Source organism: Clostridium sp. LS (assembly GCF_002760435.1).
GTDB lineage: Bacteria > Bacillota > Clostridia > Clostridiales > Clostridiaceae > Clostridium.
Genome location: NZ_AUUU01000009.1, coordinates 99,519 through 121,705, shown reverse-complemented (window position 1 = coordinate 121,705; position 22,187 = coordinate 99,519). Strand labels below are relative to the sequence as shown.

The 22,187-nt window shown below is 31.2% G+C and carries 17 protein-coding genes and 1 pseudogene; all 18 read right to left on the bottom strand.

Annotated features, from left to right (window positions below):
- Positions 1-17: 17 nt before the first annotated feature.
- The 18 genes and pseudogenes from COL3_RS02620 to COL3_RS02535 all read right to left on the bottom strand — a co-directional run bounded on the left by COL3_RS02620 (position 18) and on the right by COL3_RS02535 (position 22,033).
- Positions 18-1,220: a 5-bromo-4-chloroindolyl phosphate hydrolysis family protein gene (locus COL3_RS02620; RefSeq protein WP_008423452.1), complete on the bottom strand. Its 1,203-nt coding sequence runs from the start codon at positions 1,218-1,220 to the stop codon at positions 18-20.
- Positions 1,221-1,519: 299 nt separating this feature from the next.
- The gene (locus tag COL3_RS02615) at positions 1,520-2,356 is read right to left on the bottom strand and encodes a PRD domain-containing protein (protein ID WP_008423449.1); all 837 of its coding nucleotides are present in this window, start codon (positions 2,354-2,356) and stop codon (positions 1,520-1,522) included.
- A gap of 23 nt (positions 2,357-2,379) precedes the next feature.
- Complete coding sequence (locus COL3_RS02610; protein ID WP_008423448.1) at positions 2,380-4,506, bottom strand: PTS transporter subunit IIABC; 2,127 nt, start codon at positions 4,504-4,506, stop codon at positions 2,380-2,382.
- 471 nt (positions 4,507-4,977) lie between these two features.
- The gene (gene fliB / locus COL3_RS02605) at positions 4,978-6,105 is read right to left on the bottom strand and encodes a flagellin lysine-N-methylase (protein WP_008423445.1); all 1,128 of its coding nucleotides are present in this window, start codon (positions 6,103-6,105) and stop codon (positions 4,978-4,980) included.
- A 434-nt stretch (positions 6,106-6,539) separates the two neighbouring features.
- Complete coding sequence (locus COL3_RS02600) at positions 6,540-8,057, bottom strand: nitrogenase component 1 (RefSeq protein ID WP_008423443.1); 1,518 nt, start codon at positions 8,055-8,057, stop codon at positions 6,540-6,542.
- A 16-nt stretch (positions 8,058-8,073) separates the two neighbouring features.
- A complete protein-coding gene (locus COL3_RS02595; RefSeq protein ID WP_008423441.1) occupies positions 8,074-9,408 on the bottom strand; it encodes a nitrogenase component 1 in 1,335 nt (444 codons plus the stop codon).
- A gap of 25 nt (positions 9,409-9,433) precedes the next feature.
- A complete protein-coding gene (gene cysK, locus COL3_RS02590; protein ID WP_008423438.1) occupies positions 9,434-10,372 on the bottom strand; it encodes a cysteine synthase A in 939 nt (312 codons plus the stop codon).
- A gap of 68 nt (positions 10,373-10,440) precedes the next feature.
- Positions 10,441-11,634: a MalY/PatB family protein gene (locus COL3_RS02585; protein WP_035283338.1), complete on the bottom strand. Its 1,194-nt coding sequence runs from the start codon at positions 11,632-11,634 to the stop codon at positions 10,441-10,443.
- Positions 11,635-11,703: 69 nt separating this feature from the next.
- Complete coding sequence (locus tag COL3_RS02580; protein WP_008423436.1) at positions 11,704-13,029, bottom strand: nitrogenase component 1; 1,326 nt, start codon at positions 13,027-13,029, stop codon at positions 11,704-11,706.
- A gap of 3 nt (positions 13,030-13,032) precedes the next feature.
- Positions 13,033-14,496 carry a nitrogenase component 1 gene (locus tag COL3_RS02575; protein ID WP_008423433.1) on the bottom strand — a complete coding sequence of 488 codons (1,464 nt, stop codon included), beginning with the start codon at positions 14,494-14,496 and terminating at the stop codon, positions 13,033-13,035.
- 274 nt (positions 14,497-14,770) lie between these two features.
- Positions 14,771-15,796 carry a U32 family peptidase gene (locus tag COL3_RS02570; protein WP_008423431.1) on the bottom strand — a complete coding sequence of 342 codons (1,026 nt, stop codon included), beginning with the start codon at positions 15,794-15,796 and terminating at the stop codon, positions 14,771-14,773.
- Between the two features lie 55 nt (positions 15,797-15,851).
- On the bottom strand, positions 15,852-17,192 hold the full coding sequence (locus COL3_RS02565) for a hypothetical protein (RefSeq protein ID WP_008423429.1): 1,341 nt from the start codon (positions 17,190-17,192) through the stop codon (positions 15,852-15,854).
- 112 nt (positions 17,193-17,304) lie between these two features.
- Positions 17,305-18,174, bottom strand: a complete 870-nt coding sequence (locus COL3_RS02560) for a hypothetical protein (protein WP_008423427.1) — start codon at positions 18,172-18,174, stop codon at positions 17,305-17,307.
- Positions 18,167-18,346: a hypothetical protein gene (locus COL3_RS02555; RefSeq protein WP_008423426.1), complete on the bottom strand. Its 180-nt coding sequence runs from the start codon at positions 18,344-18,346 to the stop codon at positions 18,167-18,169. The genes COL3_RS02560 and COL3_RS02555 overlap by 8 nt, the downstream gene beginning before the upstream one ends.
- The gene (locus COL3_RS02550; RefSeq protein WP_008423424.1) at positions 18,343-18,948 is read right to left on the bottom strand and encodes a TetR/AcrR family transcriptional regulator; all 606 of its coding nucleotides are present in this window, start codon (positions 18,946-18,948) and stop codon (positions 18,343-18,345) included. The genes COL3_RS02555 and COL3_RS02550 overlap by 4 nt, the downstream gene beginning before the upstream one ends.
- Positions 18,949-19,186: 238 nt before the next feature.
- Entirely contained in the window at positions 19,187-19,981 is a 795-nt protein-coding gene (locus COL3_RS02545) for an ABC transporter permease subunit (protein WP_008423422.1), read from the bottom strand.
- Between the two features lie 18 nt (positions 19,982-19,999).
- Entirely contained in the window at positions 20,000-20,917 is a 918-nt protein-coding gene (locus COL3_RS02540; RefSeq protein WP_008423420.1) for an ABC transporter ATP-binding protein, read from the bottom strand.
- A pseudogene (locus COL3_RS02535) lies at positions 20,889-22,033 on the bottom strand (helix-turn-helix transcriptional regulator). The gene COL3_RS02540 and the pseudogene COL3_RS02535 overlap by 29 nt, the downstream one beginning before the upstream one ends.
- Positions 22,034-22,187 lie beyond the last annotated feature (154 nt).

Here is a 22,187-nt window from a genome sequence, read left to right as displayed (position 1 = left end):
TCCTCCTCATTTGGATTTTACTTTTTATCAAAATCATTTTTGGTTAAACCTTCTTGGGTAAAAAGTGTTTCAAGGACAGAAATATCCGTAGAAATATCTAAAGCTATTTCCTCAAACAAATCATCCAATAATTTTTCAAAAGCTGCATTTATACTATCTATAGCTTTCTCTATTTCATTTTTTGCTCTCTTAATATTATCGCCCTGAACTGGTTGATCATTTAACTCTTTATATGAATTAACTAATTTTAAACTCATAGGGAGATAATGATTAACAAATTTACTAGCTTCTGATAATTTCTTAGGGTTATTTTCTATATGTTTAAATATTTGACCTACAACATTCTGAAGTCTTAACAATTTTGATGAGATTTCTTCCTTTGGTATAGCATCATTTACCGCTTTAATCTGCTCTATGTAATTTCTCCCCATTTCAATTGTATCTCTTAATTCCCTTTGCACAGGATCATTCATTTCCTTATTTAATTCTTCTTGTCTTCTTCGTTCATCTTCGTTACGTTTCTTCATAGCTTCCTGTGAATTCGAATAATTTTCATAAACTTCATCCGTTAACATAAAATAAGTTTGTTTCTCATCAATGTGTGCTTGAGTAAACATCTCTAAATCCATCATCTTTCTTAAATCTTTAATAACGAATTTATTCTTTTTCTTAATTACAGCAGCTAACTCCTCAATAGAACAATAGTTGTGACTACTGAGCAATTTTGTATATTGTCGAAAGCGCTGTATTCTATTCCTTAAAGAAATTCCCCTTAAGGTTATAGACATACTTCCTGCAAAAAAAGAAAATAGCACTCCCAGGCTTATAAAGTTGAATATTGATGATGCTCCCCATAAAGAAATAATTATTGAACAAGCAATTAATAAAATTCCTAATGCACCACTTAAAATAGACCCAAATACAATATAAAGTATTCCCGATACGCTTCCCGGAGGCCTCTTTACAAAATACTTTTGGACTTTATTCTCATTCTTTGCAATTATATTGTTAGAATTTCTATATTGCTTTTTAATTTTTTCTCTCATCTCTCTATTATAATGCCTTGATTTATTCTTAATCTTTACTTTTACTTCATTAATAGTATCTTCAGCCTTATCATTAATATCTTTTTTTATGCCTGCAAAATCTATAGCATCTAATGCGCTTTTCACCGTATCTCTAATTTGGTCTTCTAAATCAGAAAAATCCCTTTTGCCCATGCTCATCCTCCAAATTATTTTCTTGCGACTCCTAAAACTTTTCTGTAATTAATAATATTTTGGCTTTATTATATATCATTCTTAAGTAAATTACAATTTGTAACAGCTTTATCATTTACTAAATATAACTTTGAAGAACATATTTTGGTGTACAAAAAATCCACAACACTACTATTGTGGATTTCGTTAGTGGATATAGAGCATCAACTCTAAATCTACTATTTATAACATATTTTTTTTTACATAATTTATCTTTTTCTTAAATCTATCTTTTCACACAATGTATAATAATTTTTTATTTACTCCTCTAATTCATCTGAAAACACTCTTTCAATATGCATTGCTAGGTATCCTATCTCTACGGGCTTAACTTCTTTTTTTAATTCTCTACCTAGTTTTTTGCATATATATTCAGCAATTTCAAATGATTTTGGGAATCTTTCACTAATGTAATCATTCATATCAAGTTTTATTGTTTCTCCTTTTAATAGTCTTGCCGCCATATATTTTATATGGTTCATAAGACGATTATATGATAATGATTCGATATCTATTTTCTTTCCTGTACTCTCTTCAATGGACGTAATACAAGACCTAACTAACATTGCTATTTCCATTGCTTGTGATACTTTTTCATTTCCCAGGCTTGAGTGAATATGAAGTGCTATATAGCCTATCTCATCATCATTTATTTCAATGCCTTCTATCTCTTTTATAATATCTTTTCCTTTGCATGCAACCTCATATTCTTCTGGAAATAAAGCTTTGATGTCTTGTGTTAACGGATTACTAATTTGTTCATTATTTTTTATTCTTTTTACTGCAAATGCAATATGGTCTGCTAAGGGGCATAAAATGTTCTCATCTACTTTTTGAAATTTCTTTTCTGCTTCCAAAATTATATTATTTGTAATTTCTAAAATTTGAGGCTCTATATTATTTATTATCTCTTTAGCCAAACCTCTTCCTGTTTCCTGCTGCAAGAGATATATGCGTGCATTATCTGAAGCTTCAATACGTTCATTAACCTTTTTTTGAAAACCTATACCTTTTCCAAGTAAAATATACTCTTTATGATTCTCCATATTTATAGCGAGTATACCATTATGATTTAGTGCTTTTATCACTCTGAACATTTTATACCTCCTCTTTTTATATGCTATTTAATCACATCAACTGCAATTATAGCTTCTCCCGCTTTTACATTCCCACTTTTTAACAAACGCACCTTTTGATTGCTATTTAATGCAGTACAGATACATGGTGATGCAATAGATAGTGCATTATCTTTTATGAATTCTAAGTCAAAGCTTAATATTCTATCTCCAGCTTTTACTTTATCCATTTCTTTTACAAAAGTTTCAAAACCTTTTCCATCAAGCTGTACTGTATCTATTCCTATATGAATAAGTAATTCAATTCCATCAGTTGTAGTTAAACCCACTGCATGCTTTGATGGGAATACAAAACTTATTACTCCATCTGCTGGAGCTGTAACATTTCCATCACTTGGAACAATTACAGCTCCATCTCCCATTATCCTGCTTGCAAATACCTCATCAGGTGCTTCAGATAAATCTCTTACTTCACCCGTTAATGGACTGCTTAAAATTACTGTACTTATAACTTTTCCTTGAATTTCTTTAGCAATTTCCTTTTCTGACTCTTTTTCTATTAAAGTATTAGTAATAACTTCTTCATCTGGTGCTGTCGCCAAATACTCTTCTAAATCTGATTTTATAAGAGTTACTCTTGGACCATATATGATTTGAACTCCTGCACCTCTATGAAATATTCCAGATGCTCCAGTTTTCTTTAATAAAGTTTCATTTACCAATTTATAGTTATGCACTGTACAACGTAATCTAGTTACGCAACAGTCAACATCTAAAATATTTTTCTTTCCTCCAAGTCCTTTGCATATCATAGCTGAAAGTTCATCTACATCTCCATTTTCAGCATTCTTCTTTGCTTCCACATCGCTTCTAGTATAAAGTTTAACTTCATCTGAATCTTCACGCCCTGGAGTCTTTAAATCAAATTTCTTAATTAAATATGTAAATAATAAATAGTATACTACAAAATATATGATTCCCACAACTACAATCCATATCCAACTTGTTTTAGTATTTCCTTGCAAAATACCAAATAAGAATAAATCAATAAATCCACCTGAGAAAGTCATACCTACTCCAACATTTAACATGTGCATTAACATATAAGAAAGCCCCGCAAATACACAGTGAATTCCATATAATGCTGGTGCTACGAATAAGAAAGTGTATTCAATTGGTTCTGTTATACCGGTAAGCATTGAAGTTAATGCTGCTGATAATAATAATCCACCTACCACTTTCCTCTTTTCTGGTTTTGCACAATGATACATTGCAAGTGCTGCTCCTGGCAAACCAAATATCATAAGCGGGAATTTACCAGACATAAATCTTGTTGCTGAAACACTAAAGTGTGTCATTCCGGGAGTTCCAAGTTCTGCAAAGAAAATGTTTTGAGCACCTTCAATAATTTTTCCACCCACTTCTGCTGTGCCACCAACAGCTGTTTGCCAGAATGGTAAATAAAATACGTGATGAAGACCAAAAGGTATTAGTAAACGTTCCATTAGTCCATATACCCATGTTCCTGCATAACCTGATGCTAGTACTATGTCTCCAACTTTATAAATACCAGCTTGAACTGGAGGCCAAATATAAAACATTAAAATTCCAACAATTAAATAAACAATTGAACTTACAATTGGAACAAATCTAGTTCCACCAAAGAATGATAATGCTTGTGGTAATTCAATTTTATAATACTTATTATGTAATGCTGCTGTGCCAAGGCCTACGATAATGCCACCAAAAACACCCATTTGTAATGAAGTGATACCAAGTACTGAAGTATATGCACCACTTAAAAGACCGCCAGTTCCACCATGAATTTTAACCATGGCACCAATTGAAGCATGCATTATAAGAAATGCAATTCCTGCTGCTAACGCTGCAACTTCTTTTTCTTTTTTGGACATGCCTATTGCAACGCCAATAGCAAATATCAAAGGTAAATTTTCAAATACTATATTTCCTGCATCATTCATTACTGAAAGAAGTACATTAACAAATGTACCAGGTCCAATTAAATTTGTAAGTCCATACGTATCAATCATTGTTGTATTAGTGAATGAGCTACCTATACCTAAAAATAAACCTGCTACTGGCAAAATGGCAATTGGAAGCATGAACGATCTTCCTACACGTTGCAAAATACCAAAAATTTTGTCTTTCATTCTTGATTCTCCTTTTCTATGAGATTACTTTTGTACACTGGGATGTTTTTTAGGCACTTGAAAATAAATAATAGGCAAACATACTATTCTATTATTTTTTAATTCCACTTTAGATATGCTTGGGCACAAAAAAAACATTAACTAACATAAACATCCTCAAATATCTATGCATGGTTAATGCCTACTTATCAGTTACATACTGTATTATAAAATAAATTTTATCATATCAATATTTATATGTCAATGTTTTCATTGAATATTTATTTAATAAAATGCATTTTTATATATTCTTAAAAAATTTATATAATATAATTTCAAATTAATTGTTTTTATATCCTTATTAACCTGTTTACTGGAGGAATTTTAGAAATTATTAATGTAACAATATGGTTATAATTATTACAAGTATATGGAGTTATTGGATTATTAATTTAACATTTAGTTTTTATTATTCTCGAATTTACTGAACTATTAAAATAAAGTTATAAAACATAAATATCCAATTTCCAAAATATAATTACCAAACCCCTCCTTAATAAATTCCTTAACTGCTTCTGTATTGTTTCCAATAATTCTTGAAAAAGCTACAATATAATTTTTTACATCTTCGATATATATTTCTTTATTTTTGTCCATACAATATTTTAAAAACACAGCATACCTTATTAATAAGTACTCCATTATAATAGTTTGAAAAGAAATAGCCATCTCTTCAATATCCTCACTGACGCAACTGCTTATAATCTTAGCTACAATGCAATTTTCAATTATCAGATCATATTGTTCAAACAGATCTTTATACTTCTTCCATTTAGGTAAAAGACTCCTAGTATTAATATTTTCTGCGAAATTATTAATATCTTCAAAAAGAATTTCTAATCCTGAAACTTCCTTATAATTTTGTACAATATCTAAAAATAAATAGTTAATTTCTTCAATTGAATCATTTATGTTTAACTCTATTTCCCCAAATGCATCTACAAGTCCTTGTATATATTCTTTATTCCCATATCTTTCTAGTTCTATTAATAAACACTCTTCCGTAAGGTTATCATTTTCTAAAATAGCCAATAACATTTGAATGCTTATAATCATCTTTTCTTCTATCTTAAAATTTTCCTGTCGTATAATATTAATCAAGACTTCTCTAATCTTAAGTTCTAGTAAATCATTTTTTAAGTTAAAATCAGTTTCTAAATTTTTAGTTATTTTGCTTATTAGTTCTACTACTTCAGGACATGCGCATGACAACGAAAGTTCTTTTTTATCTTCAAAGACATTTTCTATTCTAGGAAACATATGGCATGTTGAAGATAAATACTCTTCTCCATGACTTTTTACTATCTCACATAATCCCTTTCTATCTAAAAACGGGCAAGTTTCATGAGTGTTTTTGTTTATAAAATACTCTGTTTTTCCTCCGCCTTTTTTAATTTTCACATTACTTATAATATTATTATTTTCTTTTTCCCATTTATTGTAAGTATCAACATCTATATTAATGTCCCATCCTTCACAGCATGTGAATTTACATTTATCTGCTGTGCACTTAAATTCATCATAATTTGTAACTTTTAAAATATTTATTCCCTTATTCATATATTGTAACTCCGATTTTTCATAATATTAATTTAAACTATAACTATTATAATAGACTTCTAGAGTTTTAGTATACAATATTGATACAAAATGTTAATTCATTGTTTACTTTATCCTTGATATGTTTTAATCCCAGTAATATACAAGAACGAATTTAATACTTTAGTTAGTTATAAAGAAAGCGGCGCGTTTTCAGCATTGCAGAATCACCTCTTATTTCATCTACACAATTTTTACAATGTTGAATTAGCCTAATACTATATTATATGAGAATATTCCATTTCGTTCATTAATAAAACCTGCAAATACCTAATTTAAGATTTTTGCAGGTTTAGTTATGACTTTAAAGTATGTCCCTTGAAATATACAGTATCATAATAATTCTAAAATATAAAACGCTTTCTACGCTTAATTCCAAAACAAACTATTTATATTTATTCCTTTATATAGCTAAATGCATCCCTTTCATACCATGAATCCTTATAAGGCAATTTTACCTTTTGGGATAACCGTTTCGAAAAAGATGGATTCTCTAGATTAAAGGCTATATTTTTTACAAATGCAAATTCTCCTGTATATCCCAGAAATGGTCTTGCTGGAGAAAATAGGTTTACAGATGGATATCCTAATTTTGCAATCCATCCATGCTTTCCTACATGATCAATAATGATATCTGGATTATATTTTTTCACTTGATTCGCCAGTTCAAAGATCTGTGTACTTACAGCAATTGGCGTATCTGCTAACTCTTCTGCTACTCTATCATATATAGGCTGTGCACCAGTATCATAGTGATATGCCCTTATTGCAAGTATCTCTAACCCCAAATCTTTGAGTAAAAGGGCTTCCTCTCCAATACGTACAACCCCTCCACCTAGCAGAGTTCTTTTCCCTTTCAATCTTGGAAGAAATGGTTCAATTGCTTCTTTTAATCGTGTTTCCTCCATATCGCATAAGCGATCAGCCTCTTCTTGTTTACCAAAAAAAGCTGCAATAGAAGTTAACCACTTTCTAGTAGATTTTCTTCCTATAGGCATTCCTTGTATAATATACGGAATATTATATTTTTCCTCTAAATATTTTAATATATAGTCATCATGTACGTTACACATACTAACATTTAAGGCCGCCTCTGAAACAAAGCGAAACTCATCCTTTGAACAATATTCTGTAAAGATTTGTACTTTTAAATCTAATGCATTTAATAGACGAACAATCTCTTTTTCATCATCTGCATTAATTGAGGTAGCATTAAATAAATTAACAGTTCTGCTCTTCTGATGCTTTTTCTTCGCAAAGCCTATTTCATAATTAGGATTATCTTTATCAACAGGATAAAAATCTTTATATGGCTCTGGTTCAAACCTTATATGACGAATTAATGAATGATAAAATGAATCATATGCAGATGCAACAACACGAGATTTAAAGCCTGGACAGTGTATCGCAGTAATATCTGAAGCAATCTCTTTCCTTACTCGGTTTACAATATCCTCAACATCATCTCCAATAATACTTGGAGCACAAGTAGAAACTACAAAAATAATTTCTGGCCTAAATTCACGGTCTGCATATTTTATTGTTTCCCTTAAACTATTTTCCCCTCCATATATAACATCCGTTTTTTGCATATTAGTAGATAACCATATAAGGGAATTTGGATTTTTTCCACGTTTTGCACGCCCTGCTTTTATTGCTGATGATATATTAGGCAGCTGTACCCCGCACCCAATTGGTCCATGTAGAATAATTACAGCATTTTCTATAGTGGCGGCCATCATAAGCGATAATGCCATTTGACAAGCATTTGCCTGCCAAAAGCTTCTATTCTTTTTAGAAATACATCCATTTCCTGCACATTCTGATAAATCACACCCATAACCATTAAAGCTATCTCCAATAGTAAGACGTTGATCTCTTACAGGTGGCTCATTTTGTTCATAATATCCCATAATTATAATTCTCCTCCTATCTTCCTGCTACCAGCGAACCTATTATATCCTCAAATAAATGCAATCCTCCACGATACCCTGCATATCCCTTGTCGATTATAACTCTGTCATAGACTGGATAGCTTACACTTAACTTATTTGCTTTTTTCTTATCTGCAAATTCTTTTTCCAGGGTACTTCCTAATATATATAATGGCGTATACGAATCAAAGAAAAATTCACCTTGATGTTGTGGATGATTCCTAGTTATTATTTTTACTATACCGCCTGCATCTGTCTCAAAAATCAATTTTCCTAATATATCTTTGTTTTTAAAGCTAACTCCTAATTCTTCTTTACCATTTTTATCTAAAATATCTGTAATAATAGTCTCGCAAATAATCCAACCAAGTTCTTTTTGGAGGAAAGCCGCATATGGAATTGCACAATTTGCATTTGAAACAACTGATGCATAAAATTTAAATTCTCCATCCGCAATAGTATCTGCTAAACGTTCCAAATATCTATAGTAAATAAGATTTTCGTGTTCAATAACCTGTTCAACTATTTCTTTATTTAAACTTAATTCCTTTGCAATTAATCGTAAAAACTCATCTGTGGCTTCAGCTCCAATCGGAAGCTCAGTTACATAATAGGGTGTTCCATGCTTTTCCTTAAATTTCTCTGCAAATTTTATTCCATGTACTTTAGAAAGAATTATGTTTAATCCAGCTTCTGAAGCCGATATTATATTTTCAAAACTTTGATCTGGAGTAAAAAATGTGTTTACCTTTAAACCTATTGATTCCAATAATCTTTTTATTTCTTCTAACTCCCCTCGAAAAAATGGATCAAAAAGTGGTACAACTCCAAAAACATTTACAACTTTATTATCTTTCTCCTTTTTTATAGGAATATATTGATTGAAAATCCCATCTAATAAAATTTCATATCCTTCATAAGCATCTCCTTCAAAACTTGCTGTATTAATATGAATAATCGGCTTATTCTCATCTTGAAATTCAACAATAACTCTTTGAATATCATCTCCGATTATTTCAGTCATACAACCAGTTGCAACAACAAAAAGCTTTGCTTCAATTAGTTCAAACGCTGATTCGATTTCTTCCTTCAAACGTTTTTCTCCACCAAAAACCACTTCATTTTCACCGATATTGCTAACTGGCACACTTGCACCACTACAATAACTTGAGCCACAATTCCCAGCTGAAAATCCTGTGGCGCCACTTAAATTTCCTGGACAACCAGCAGCAGTATGTGCGATTGGTACAACCTCTGATAAAGCACTAATTGCTGCCAAAGCTCCTCCAAGAGCACAGGTTGTCCTTGGCTTTTCAATATAAAATGACATTTTTCTTCCCCCTCTGCATTTATCTCTATTTATTATATTGATACAAATTAGTAGACAAATAACGTTCACCTGTATCTGGTAGCAATGTTACAATTATTTTCCCTTTATTTTCTGAGCGCTTTGCTACTTGTCTGGCTGCAAAAGCTGCCGCACCTGATGAAATGCCCACTAATAGACCTTCATTTCGTCCAAGTTCTCGGGAGGTATCAATAGCTTCATCGTTACGTACTTTATAAATCTCATCAACTATTTCATCATTATAAACTTTTGGTATAAATCCTGCTCCTATACCCTGTATTTTATGACTTCCTGCAATACCTCCTGATAGCACTGGCGAATCATAGGGTTCCACTGCAATGATCTGAATACCGGGTTTCTTTTCTTTTAAGGCAGAACCAACTCCTGTCACTGTGCCACCAGTTCCAACTCCTGCAATAAAAATATCTACATTTCCATTTGTGTCTTCCCAAATTTCATTAGCCGTTGTTTCTTTATGTATTGCTGGATTTGCTTCATTTTCAAACTGCTGCAATATAACACTATTGGGAATAAGCGCATGTAGTTCTTCAGCCTTACGAATAGAGCCTTTCATCCCATCTGCTCCAGGCGTCAAAATTATCTGTGCTCCAAGAGCAGATACAAGGGTACGTCTTTCTAAGCTCATTGTATCTGGCATTACAATTATTACTTTATATCCTCGTGTTGCAGCAACAAATGCAATACCAACACCAGTATTTCCACTACTAGGTTCAATAATAGTTGTGCCTGGCTTTAAATTTCCTTTTTCTTCGGCATTCAAAATCATAGCATATGCAATTCTGTCTTTTACACTCCCTGCTGGATTAAAATATTCTAATTTAAAATAAATATCTGCAAGAATTTCTTCTGCATTAATAAACTTATTGGGTTTCAAAAGTGGCGTTTTGCCTATTAATTCTGTAAGACTTTGAGCTGCTTTAATCATTTAGATTCCTCACTTCTATAAATTATTATTTAAATGTATAAGTCCTTTATTTACTATTTATCTACTTTTTATATTTTTATTTCATCTTCATGCCTTAATTTTCTGATTGCCTGTTCAATCTGCGAGAACGCTTTTTCAAGTGTTGCACGTGGACAGGCAATATTTATTCTGAGGAAACCTTCGGCACTAGATGCTCCATTTAATAATACATGTGCCTCATTGGCAAGATATTCTTCTAATTCTTTCCCACTAAATCCTAACTTACGACAATCCAACCATAAAAGATAAGTACCCTCTGGCTTAATAACCTCTATTTCTGGCAGCCTTTCACGAAAGAAGTTTATAGAATACTCAATGTTTTCAGAAAGATATTTCAGCAAAGCATGAAGCCATTCTTCACCACTTAAATACGCTGCCTGACAGGCAAGTACTTCAATAATCCCCACACCATGATGCCCACACTTAGAAATCGCCTCTTTAACTTTATCGCGCAGTTTTATGTTTGTAATAAATATATTTGAAATCGGTAACCCCGCAATATTAAAGGTTTTTGTTGGCGCTGTACAAGTAACCGTAATATTCTTAAATTCAGGTTTCAGATTTGCGAAAACAAGATGCTTGTGAGGCGCATAAACAAAGTCTTGATGAATTTCATCTGAGATTACAAATACACCATGTTTTAAGCAAATATCCCCAATTCTTATTAACTCCTCTTCAGTCCAAACCCTTCCTACTGGATTATATGGATTGCAAAGAATAAACAGCTTTACATTATTCCGCACAATCTGATCTTCAAAATCATCAAAATCAATCCTATATTTGCCGTCCTCTAAAACTAAAATATTTTTAATTACGTTTCTATTTGTCTCTTCAATTACTTTTTTAAACATATTATAAGACGGGTATTGAATCAGTATAGCATCATCTTTATTTGTAAGCGCAGTTAATGTGATAGAAATCGCGCTGAGAACTCCCTGCATTATCACAAGCCATTCAGGTTCTACTTTCCAGCCATGCTGATTATCCATCCAATTACTTACTGCTCTAAAGTAATCGTCACCCGTATAGGAATAACCAAAAATACCGTGGTTTACTCTTTTTATAATTGCTTCTTGAACACAAGGAGGAGAGCGAAAATCCATGTCAGCAATCCACAGAGGAATCATGTTATTATGATCTAATTTTCCAAAACGATTAGGGAAATCGTATTTAATCGATTTGGTGTTTTTCCGATCAATAATCTCATCAAAATTATATTTCATACACATATGCACCTCCATTTTTCATATTCCTTTGTCATTATTTTGTTTTAAACTTCATCTGTAGTTTAGTTATACACGAAAGCCACAATTGGAGAGTTCCGTATAATAATCTGCAAACAATTTAAGTGCTCCTTCATAACCAAAATAGTTTTTTGTTCCTATTAATACATCTCCATATGGCGCAGAAATGGGCAAAAATGCAAATTTATTTCTCTTTGCAAATGCAATATCCCATTCAGATCCAAAAACAACGGCACGATATACCTCTTTTCCATTTTCTATTTCATCAGCAGCAAGTCCACCATCATCAGTAAAGGTTATATCAAAATCTCTTTTTTCCAGTTCCAATTCATCAAAAAAATTTCTTACTAACTCTTGATGTTCTTTTGGCACATCATCTACTATATAAATCTTTTTTGGTATTAATCCCAAATCATTAACAAAATATTTAGTAATAGCCAGTGCAGCTGATGCGCTTGATATAACAAAAAATTCCTTCGGTAAAAACTTACATCCATATATCCAAGCTATATGTCGTGAAATATAATAGTAATATCTGTCTTCTTCTTCTTTAATGTATTTTTCTACTACATCTCTACTTAGATTCGCATAATCTGCAACAGTTCGTATAAATTTACTAATCTCGCTTGGCCCAATTGGAACATTAGGGTAATGTAAAAATGGCGTGTTAAATCTCTTTTCTAATTCTTGTACAATATCTAAATCCACCCAAGGAGATAATAATAAATTAAATTCAGCTTCTGGAATCCGATTAACTTCTTTCAAGCCCTTATTCCTTCCATAAATTATATTGGGTTCTAACCCTATAATTTTTAATAATTTTTCGATTTCCTCTAAGGTCCCCTGCCACATTGGATCATAATATGGTACGATTCCCCATACATTTACCTGTTTAGAATTAATTTTACTAGCTGGTTTTAAATATTGTGTTATTATTGCATTCAATATCTGACTATGACCGTACAGGTTATTTCCTTTAAATCCTGGAAGTTTTGCATAAAGTATTGGCATATCCTGCTCATAGAAACTCTTTGCAACTTCTTCGATATCATCCCCAACTATTTCTGACGTACACCCATCAACTACAATAAGCATTTCTGAATTTATATAATCAATTGATTTTTCTATTAATTTTCTTAATTTTTTACTTCCTCCGAAAATAACCTCTGATTCACAAAAATCTGTGCATGGAAGGATTGTTTCTTGAAATGGGTAAGTATTTTGCCCTCCATTAGTCCTTCCGAGTACTGCTCCTGCCTGCTGTTGGCACCCAGGACCACAATGAAGCACTGGCAATACCTTGTTTATTGCTAATGCAGTATATATTCCACCTAATGCGCAAGCCACTCTTTGCTGTTCTGAACAATCACTCATAATCTATACCTCCTCATAAAATGAAAATGGCTTAAGTTTTTCGTATTTTTCTGTAAAAGGTGATTTATATTTAGCACCAAGTTTTCGTACAAAATTAGTATTTTTTAATTCATTTACAATTCTTTCACCAAAAATAACTAATCCTCTATACCCCATTGCTGGTATTCCTATACTTACTTCAAGCGCCGGCACGCCTGTCCTCACTGCCCATGGACTGGCACCATGTGCTCTTGAAACTATAAAATCCGGCTTAAGTTGTTTTAATATTAGGTAGGTTTCCATTTCTTGAGCATCATTTATACTTGTTGGTATATCATCCCATCCAAATTCTTTAGTATCAGCTACAGCTGCAATATCCTCATCTGTCTCATTATCTAACTTAGGATCATAATGATATGCAACTGCATGTAATATTTCTACACCAAGCTCTTGTAGTATTCTCACATATTCATATGAAAAACTTGCACCAAGAGCTATAAATGCTTTTTTACCTTTTAATTGATTACGTATAGCTTCCAATCTTTCTCTATACTTTTCACGTTCTTCTGCGATTACCTCTTCTGCAATCTCTTCTTTTCCAATGTATTTAGCTAAATCTCTATAAAATCGTTCAAATCCAATTCCTCCATAAGGAAGATGTGATTGAAAATACTTTACTCCGAATCTCTGTTCTAGCGCACCTGCAAGATAACTTGATTGAGAGCCACATTGTCCCCAAGTTGCAATGGATTTTGAAGCTTTTTTAAAATCCTCAATGGTAGATGCACCTGTTAAATAAACTACTTCTAACCCTAAGCGTTCAAAAAAGGGATTAATCTCTTCTTTCCCTATTTGCATGAACCCTATATAATTTATGGTATTAGCTTTTTCTTCTGGTTCAACTAATAATGTTCTAGCAACTGCATGACAATACGCATCAAATCCTGATGCCCAAATTTTAGACTTTATTCCCTCCGCTGCTGCAAATCCTACTGGAATATCAAGTTCGTTTTTCATCTCCTGTACTACGCTGTAAACATCTTCTCCTATAATTGCTGAAGTACAACTAGTTACTACAAAAATTTCCTCTGGATGATGCCTTTTATATGCTGAACGAATAGTATTTCTCAGTTTATCTAGAGCCCCAAATATTGTATCCGATTCTTTTAAATTAGTTGAAACAACTGTGAGGTTTTTTCCATTTAGATCTTTTTTAGCTTTTTCTCTTGATACACTAAAATTAATCATTCCAGCCGAGCATCCTGCCGGAGCATGATCTACTACCACAGCTCCAGCAATTCCTCCTAATTGATTTAATGCATGGGTATGGCTGCAACTGCTTACTGTTGAGAAACAACGTTTTTTATTTTTTAAGCATCCTTCACATCCTTTAGATATTAGATCATTAATTTTTCCATTATAACCTGTAATAGATCCCAATCGACTTTCTCTACTTTGTGATTCTGAAGTTTCCAAATTAACCGCCATATTATCTTCTTCCTATCTTGATTAATTTTTATTAAAATTTTATTTTATGTTTCATAATCTGCACTTTAATGCATTCTTAGTTGGTTACCAAAAAATCAAAATAAAAAGGCTATAAGAAATACCCGCAATTTAGGTATCATCCTATAACCTTTAGTTATCTAATCAGCTATTACATATTTTAAAATTATATAATCAACAGTTTCTAATTCCACGTATAATTATATGAATACTATACTTTATTTTGTATTATTTATATCACTATTAGTATCATTTGTCAATAATTTTTGTTTTTCTTTAGATAATAGCATTGTCCGCTGCATCTTCCATTAAACAGCTTATTCTTTACTTCTTTTTCATAAGTCTCACTATCTCCAAAATCATCTAACATACATATGGCTTTTTTTAAGTTTTGTACATCCTTTTCCATATTCTCAATGGAATTCCCTCTTCCAACTACTTTTAAATGCGTTACACCAGCTTTTTTTAGTTCCTTTAAAGAACATAATCCGCAGCCTGTCCTCCCAAGGACATATGCACCCTCCTCAGAATTTTCTATATCATATTGATTTTCCATACAAAATTCCTCGATAATATCTGTATCCTTATAGTAAAACTCAAGTCTCCTATCAACTTCTTCAAAGCTATTTGTATCTTCACTCACTTTTGATAAACTATACGGCATTTTACATAAATGTATCATTTCATCGCAATGTAAAGAAGAACAAAAAGCCCCTGTATAATGGCATTTCTCATTCAATATAAATGCTTCATACTCTAAGTTCTTAACTTTATTATTATTTATACAAGATTCAATATCTCTAATTGTATTTTTTCTATGAAATATGTAACGGGATATATCTAGTTTATTGAAAAAATCAATGGAAAGACGATTTAATTCAGCACACTCTCCACTTAAATGTATAGAACATTTTATATTCTTTTCTTTTAAATATAATATAAGTGCAATGTCTGCTATAATAAAATCATTAAAGCCAATATTTATCAAATCTATTATTATCTTAGCTATTATTTCATATTGTTCTTCAAGGTAATATAAATAATTGAAGGTTATACTTACTGGCACTTTATATACTTCAACCATTTTTTTAAGTATCTTCATATCCTCAAAAGATCCTATCTGGATGTTGTAGTAAAGTACTTCTCTTCTGTTTAAAGGAAATAAACTGCCATATTTTTTATTCCATTCATAAGGAACATATCCGCAAAATACTTCATCTGCTCCTGCTTTAACTAGTGCTATATAATCATCAATACATCCAAGTCCAGCCACTATCTTCATTATATTTTCCTCCTAGGTGCATAAAATAATAAATAGGTATGCTTATCTATATCCTTCAAATAAAATTTAAAACTATTCTATCTATTCCGCTATTTATGTAATTCTCTAGTTCTTTTGAATTTTTAAGCAGAGTATCATCAAAAGAAAATAAAGAGTTATATCTTCCAACCATTTTTAAATGCTTTGGATAAGAAAACACATAATCCACGCAATACTTTGGGCAGTTTACAACAAGCTTCTGATTTCCTCTATCCATGGTTGTACACATTGCATGTAATGGACAATATTGTGATGTATTTGTTTGATAAAAGGGAATATGCATACTATGGCACCCCTCTGCAATTGAAATCTTATATCCACAATTTTCATACTCATATCTTTCTATTTTACATTCTTTCAGAAACCTATTGAAAATTGAACTATTAAGAATGTTTTCCGCTGCAAGTTTCTTATTTTCCATAAATCCTTTTTTATAAATGTATCTTGAATCCTTTTTTCTCTTATTTAATAATAATCCTAGCGAGAGCTTAAAATAATCTGCTTCATCCTCAACCAATTTTAGCATTCCAAAATCATTTACTACGATTTCTATTGATCTATTATTTTTACGACACCAACTATATACTTTATGAAGAACATCTTTTGTTTTTTCTATATAATCATCTCTCATATACGTAAAACATAATGTTATTCCAAGTTCCTCTTCTTTAGCCTTTTGCATCATGTTCATTAATAGTTCCACTTCAGGAAATAAATTATGACAAAATTCATTTCCTATATAAATGCGTTTAATATCTTTTTGAAACAACTTATGATTATCTACAAAATTCTCTTTTAAATAGTTCTTCTTAAAAACTTTAATATGATTGTGGATATATTTTTTATATAGTTCACCATTATCTAAAACAATAGCTAATTCTATAGAGTCCATAATCTTCTCATTCCAGCCTGAATAATTTAATCCTGACATCCAATCCTTCTTTTGCTCCAAATAATATTTATAAAATTCATAATCTAATTCTGCTGGGTATCCAACCATTTCCTTTGAAAACTCGTTCTCATCACCAAAAGCTTTCAATGTAATATAATTTGAATAGTTTTTAAAAATAGTTCTTACATTATATAAATACTCTTGATTTTTAATATAAAAAACGTATGTTAAACTAAAATCATCTTTTATCTTTTCTATGATGCTATAATCTTCTATTATTACTTCTTCGTATCTAAATTCATCAAATATATAAAATACTACTTTTATACAATGTATCTTTTCTATTTCTTCAGCCATGCGCACAGTTAACTTTTCAGGAGATATTTTTAAAATACGCACTTCTCTACCATCTAATAAACAACTTACGAGTCCAGCTGGCAGCAATTCAACTTCTTCTTTTTCCAAAATAATACCTCCTTAACATGGACTTTCATAATAAACATCTGTTTCTTTCCACATCAATTATACTTCTTAATCATATCAACTGGCACTACTCCTATTTCAAGAAAATTTAGTATTAATCTACAATTTCACTTGATATAGTACTTCTAGTTTCATTTTTCCTCGCTAATAAATTTTCTAAACTTGCTGAAAAATAATAACTTAAAATAACCCATACTATATCACCTATAATTTTCATGATAGTATCCATTAGAGACATATTAAATGCTAGTCGCATATTAAAAACAAATGGCATAAAAATAAGATACATGCCCCAGTTAAGACCAAATATTATAATTCCAAATTTTATTGCACCTTTTAATATTGATGATGACTTAGTTACTTTTCTTAAAAGCAAGTAGCTAATACCAATACATGTGCCCATTAATAATGTCCAAAAAAATGTATACAAAGGCATTTTGTTGTATCCAGATGTGATAATGTTAGTACAATAAAGCAAATACCTTCCAATTAGAAAAACAATAGGAAATATTAGAAGCGGCATAAACAAATTCCCTCTACTATCATCTTTTTTCGAATCAGTTCTAGCTATAAATCTTCCTAAAAGCAATCCAATTACTAATATTGGTATAAAATCACAAATGCCCATAAATAATTCAAACTTCGGGGTCGTTCCCCAGAGAGTAGGGCCCTCTAACATTCCCCATAACCAAAGCATCCCTATTGCTGTGCCATATTTTAAACCTTTTGTTACCCTTGTTCCTGAAATCTTATCTTTATATCTATGAAAAACATATACAAGTACGCCAAATGTAATTAAGAAATATATTACAGCTGTTAACTCAAATCCTAAAGTTTTTGTTAAAAAGCTTCCTGTTATCTTATTAGGTGTATTCCCGTCACTCGGGTTCATCATATGAACAAATATATCAAATATACTCCCCAAAATAACTATAAGAATATATCTTACTTTTTGATTACCCATTAATCAAACCTCCACTCCTCATATAAGAAATTAGTTTTATACAAGTATACACTCCAAATGAAGTATCTACACCTTGTATTGCTCCGAATACTCCATGCAATGTCAAATCAATAGCAGCACATAGGGTAACAATAATAGCTATCTTCCACCAATCCTTTACCAAAGCTTTCATAGATTATCCACTTCCTGTATTAATAATTTATATAAGCGTTTAAGATTTAAAAGTATTTTCGTTTTTACTTTCTCTGCACTATCTTCAAATCCCCGATGGCTGATCCACTTGCATATTTCACCATTTAAATATCCAAATAATATATCACTAATCTCTTCTGCTCTTTTCTTATTAATTCTATTACTACACGCCTTCAAAATTTTTTCATTAAATTTTTCACCAGCATTCTTTATCACCTCAAATACTTCACTAGAAGGTTCTCCTTTTATATTATCTAACCATATAAGCCTATACCAACTTGCATGTTGAAATGAAAAGTCAATCATATTTGCTAATAATAAATATAGTTTTTCTTCTAAATCGTCTGTTTTATCTAAATTAGAATCTGAATATTCAACCATATTACTTATAGCTTGTCCTAGAGACTCCCAAAAAATTTCATCTAAGCTATTAAAATAGTTATACAAGTTTGTATGATTGCATCCAATTCTTTTAGCAATTCCTCGTAAATTTACATCTCTCATGCCATCATTTTCTTCAATTAATACTAATGTTGTTTCAATTATAAGTTCCTTACTTATATTCTTTTTGTTTGTTTGCATTTTATCACCTCATTATATAACCAATGGTTATAACCACTGGTTATATATTACCATCACAATAATTAATTGTCAATATTATCCTAAAACTCATTATTACTACATATTTTCCTTATATATCACTTGGCTCTTTATGAAAAAATTCCTCTCCTAAATTATTAAAACCATAACTGAGTTATGGTTTTACCTTATCTATATTCAAATTTTGTATACTTAGTTGCGTTTTATTTAGTAGAGATATTTAAATGAGTTTCTCTGGAATAAAGTTGGAGGAAATCCTCTTTATCAAAATATAATCCAGTATCAAAAGAATGCCGCCTGCTATAAACATTACAAAATTACTGAGCAAAAGCACACCTGTCATTTGACCTATTAATACAAGAATCACCGGAAGTACAAGAAGACCACTTACCTGCTGTGCTTCTTGAAAAGTTTCTGACTTTGCTGATACCATTACAGTAAATATTAACGATAATAAATTTATAGCAGGTGAAATCCAAAGTATAATTATAAGCCATTCTATATTTGGTAAAATAAATTCTCCAAAATGCATAAAGCCGCCTATATTACATATGATTCCAAAAACTATAAATGAAATCAAAGTTATCATGTAAGATGGTAGAAAAACGCCTAGAATCTTGGCTCTGAGTAATTGCTCCATAGATATTGGTGTATAAAGGAGAGATTCTAGGGTTTTATGTTCCTTCTCTCCCACAAAACTGCTGGCCCCAATAACTCCTGAACACATTATAGGAATTATAAGAAAATATGATGGAAACATATAATTTATCATAACTTTTATTAAAAGCTGAGGTGGCGTATATAATGCATATTCAGATGGTAATTTTTTAATAAGGGGAGCAATCTTTGTCATCATACTAGAATCATTTCCAACAAAGTTAGCACCTATAAAAAGTGCAAGCGGCATGATTACAATCAAAATAATTGGTACTATAGTCATAGGTAAAATAACACGTTTGGAACTTGTTATTTCATTTATATCTTTATATATCAATGCTTTTTCGCTTCTATTCATATTCTAACCACTCCAGACTTATAATATTATATCATTAGATGTACCTTTTATATATTTAAAGTACAATTGTTCCAAAGACCATTTCTCCTGCATTGCCTCATAAATTTCCCCGCCACTTTTCAGTATATTTTGTATTAGATAATTTACCTCTTTATCTCCTAAAATAGATTTAATATATATATCATTACCTTCATGGATAAATCCAAATTTCTCTGAAATATTCTTTCCTCTAATTTTCAAGTAAAGAGTGGCATTTTTCCTTGAAGCCAACTCATCAAAGGTACCTAAACCAAGAATACTTCCATTATTTATAAAGCCGTATTGAGTACAGATATCCTCAGCATATTTTAATTGATGAGTACAAAGAAAGATTGTAACCTCGTTTTCTTCTGCAAGTTCTTTTATAAGTCTTGTAACATTAAGTGCATTCTCTGGATCTAAACCTGAAGTTGGTTCATCAAGGAATAATACTTTAGGATTGTGAACCAATGCCAATCCTAGGGATACTCTCTTCCTCATTCCTGTACTGAAAGATTTCACCTTCTTATTCTTTACCTCTAATAAATCCAATCTTTTTAAGATAAAGTCAGCACGTTCATTAAGCAAATTTTCTTCAATTCCATGCATTTTCCCAAAGAATATTAGATTCTGCTTTGCAGTAAGATTCTCATAACAAGAGGAACTTTCAGTCATAACTCCACATAGCCTATGGATCTCAAGATTATTTTTCCCCACAGGTATCCCTAAAATTTCAGCATAACCTGATGTTGCTGAAAGAACCCCATTAAGAATCCTAACTGTAGTGGTCTTCCCTGAACCATTAGGGCCAAGAAACCCAAATATCTCACCTTTTGGAATACTAAGACTTATATTGTTTAAAGCATTAATCTGACCATCATAAGATTTTTTAAGATTTTCTACATTTATTGCATTCATTTTCTTCGCCTAACTTTCCTTTCAATTTTTTAACAAGCAAGATATATCTTTCGTCATCTTCTAATGATTTAAATGCATGATTTTCAGCAATAGCACTGACAAGGTTTTTCTTAATTGTTATCTCATCTACTGGAGTATTTCCTCCAATACAATTGTTTTCCTCAAGCCATTTATCCACTTTAGTAAAATATTCATTTCCTTTAAATCTCAATGGAAATTTTATATTACAAACTGTGTTTACATATTTCTTTAATGCATCTATTGCTTTTTCTTTCTTTTCGTGAATCAAATATCCTTGTGCAGCAACAATATGAATTCCAAAAACATCATTGGTACAAATCTCACTAAGCTGAAAACAATCAATTATCTGAATTCCCTGGGAATAAATCTTTTCAAACGAAGCTGGCTCCATCATATTTAAATAAAGATAATTGTTTAGCAGGGTTAATATGTTTATTACCTTATTGTAAAGTAGTATTTGATTCACTTCATTTGCCTTGGCATTCTCCCCTTGCATCTGATATGCATCAATCAATATAACATCCTCACCACTATATGGTGATAATTTATTATCTAATAATCGAATAACTTCCTCGCTATTTCCAAGTGCCATCTCTGCCAATGCTTCCATAGTATTTGCATTTTTGATGTCAGAAATGCTGTCTGATTCCTCTTTTATTCTTTTACTCAGTAATATACATTGCTGAAGAATTTCTTTTCTCATTGCATTATCTTTTTCCAAGATTGAGTAGTTTAATAACAATTGAATCATAGAAAGCAAAAAAGGAAAGCAGGAATAATATTTTTTTATTAATTCTTTACACTGATTAACTACTTCATCAAATGGCTTTACGGCAAATTCATGTGAAAGTGTATTATAAACTTTTTTAATATCTTCCTTTGTAAGCTGTGGGGAATACCCCAATAATTCATCCACCGAAATATTAAAAAAGTTGCAAGCTCAGGAAGAAGTAAAATATCAGGAAAACTTACTCCTGACTCCCATTTTGAAACAGATGCTTTAGAAACTCCAATGTAATCTGCGAGCTGTTCTTGGGTTATTCCTTTCTCTTTTCTCTTCTTAATAATGCATTTACCTATATTTAATTCTTTCATACCTATCACCTACCTCTAATAATAGTTTATGCGTTGATCTACTCCACGTAAATGGATTCCTAGTTGATATTAGTAGAAAAAGTTAACCATCAAGAAACTTAATTTTAAAATTAAAGCCCTGCTTCTTTTAATTAAGCAAGGCTATTATTATAAA

Coding starts and splice junctions, on each gene's coding strand:
- COL3_RS02620 (WP_008423452.1), bottom strand. CDS start 1,220: ATGGGCAAAAGGGATTTTTCTGATTTAGAAGACCAAATTAGAGATACG.
- COL3_RS02615 (WP_008423449.1), bottom strand. CDS start 2,356: ATGTTCAGAGTGATAAAAGCACTAAATCATAATGGTATACTCGCTATA.
- COL3_RS02610 (WP_008423448.1), bottom strand. CDS start 4,506: ATGAAAGACAAAATTTTTGGTATTTTGCAACGTGTAGGAAGATCGTTC.
- fliB (WP_008423445.1), bottom strand. CDS start 6,105: ATGAATAAGGGAATAAATATTTTAAAAGTTACAAATTATGATGAATTT.
- COL3_RS02600 (WP_008423443.1), bottom strand. CDS start 8,057: ATGGGATATTATGAACAAAATGAGCCACCTGTAAGAGATCAACGTCTT.
- COL3_RS02595 (WP_008423441.1), bottom strand. CDS start 9,408: ATGTCATTTTATATTGAAAAGCCAAGGACAACCTGTGCTCTTGGAGGA.
- cysK (WP_008423438.1), bottom strand. CDS start 10,372: ATGATTAAAGCAGCTCAAAGTCTTACAGAATTAATAGGCAAAACGCCA.
- COL3_RS02585 (WP_035283338.1), bottom strand. CDS start 11,634: ATGAAATATAATTTTGATGAGATTATTGATCGGAAAAACACCAAATCG.
- COL3_RS02580 (WP_008423436.1), bottom strand. CDS start 13,029: ATGAGTGATTGTTCAGAACAGCAAAGAGTGGCTTGCGCATTAGGTGGA.
- COL3_RS02575 (WP_008423433.1), bottom strand. CDS start 14,496: ATGGCGGTTAATTTGGAAACTTCAGAATCACAAAGTAGAGAAAGTCGA.
- COL3_RS02570 (WP_008423431.1), bottom strand. CDS start 15,796: ATGAAGATAGTGGCTGGACTTGGATGTATTGATGATTATATAGCACTA.
- COL3_RS02560 (WP_008423427.1), bottom strand. CDS start 18,174: ATGGGTAATCAAAAAGTAAGATATATTCTTATAGTTATTTTGGGGAGT.
- COL3_RS02555 (WP_008423426.1), bottom strand. CDS start 18,346: ATGAAAGCTTTGGTAAAGGATTGGTGGAAGATAGCTATTATTGTTACC.
- COL3_RS02550 (WP_008423424.1), bottom strand. CDS start 18,948: ATGCAAACAAACAAAAAGAATATAAGTAAGGAACTTATAATTGAAACA.
- COL3_RS02545 (WP_008423422.1), bottom strand. CDS start 19,981: ATGAATAGAAGCGAAAAAGCATTGATATATAAAGATATAAATGAAATA.
- COL3_RS02540 (WP_008423420.1), bottom strand. CDS start 20,917: ATGAATGCAATAAATGTAGAAAATCTTAAAAAATCTTATGATGGTCAG.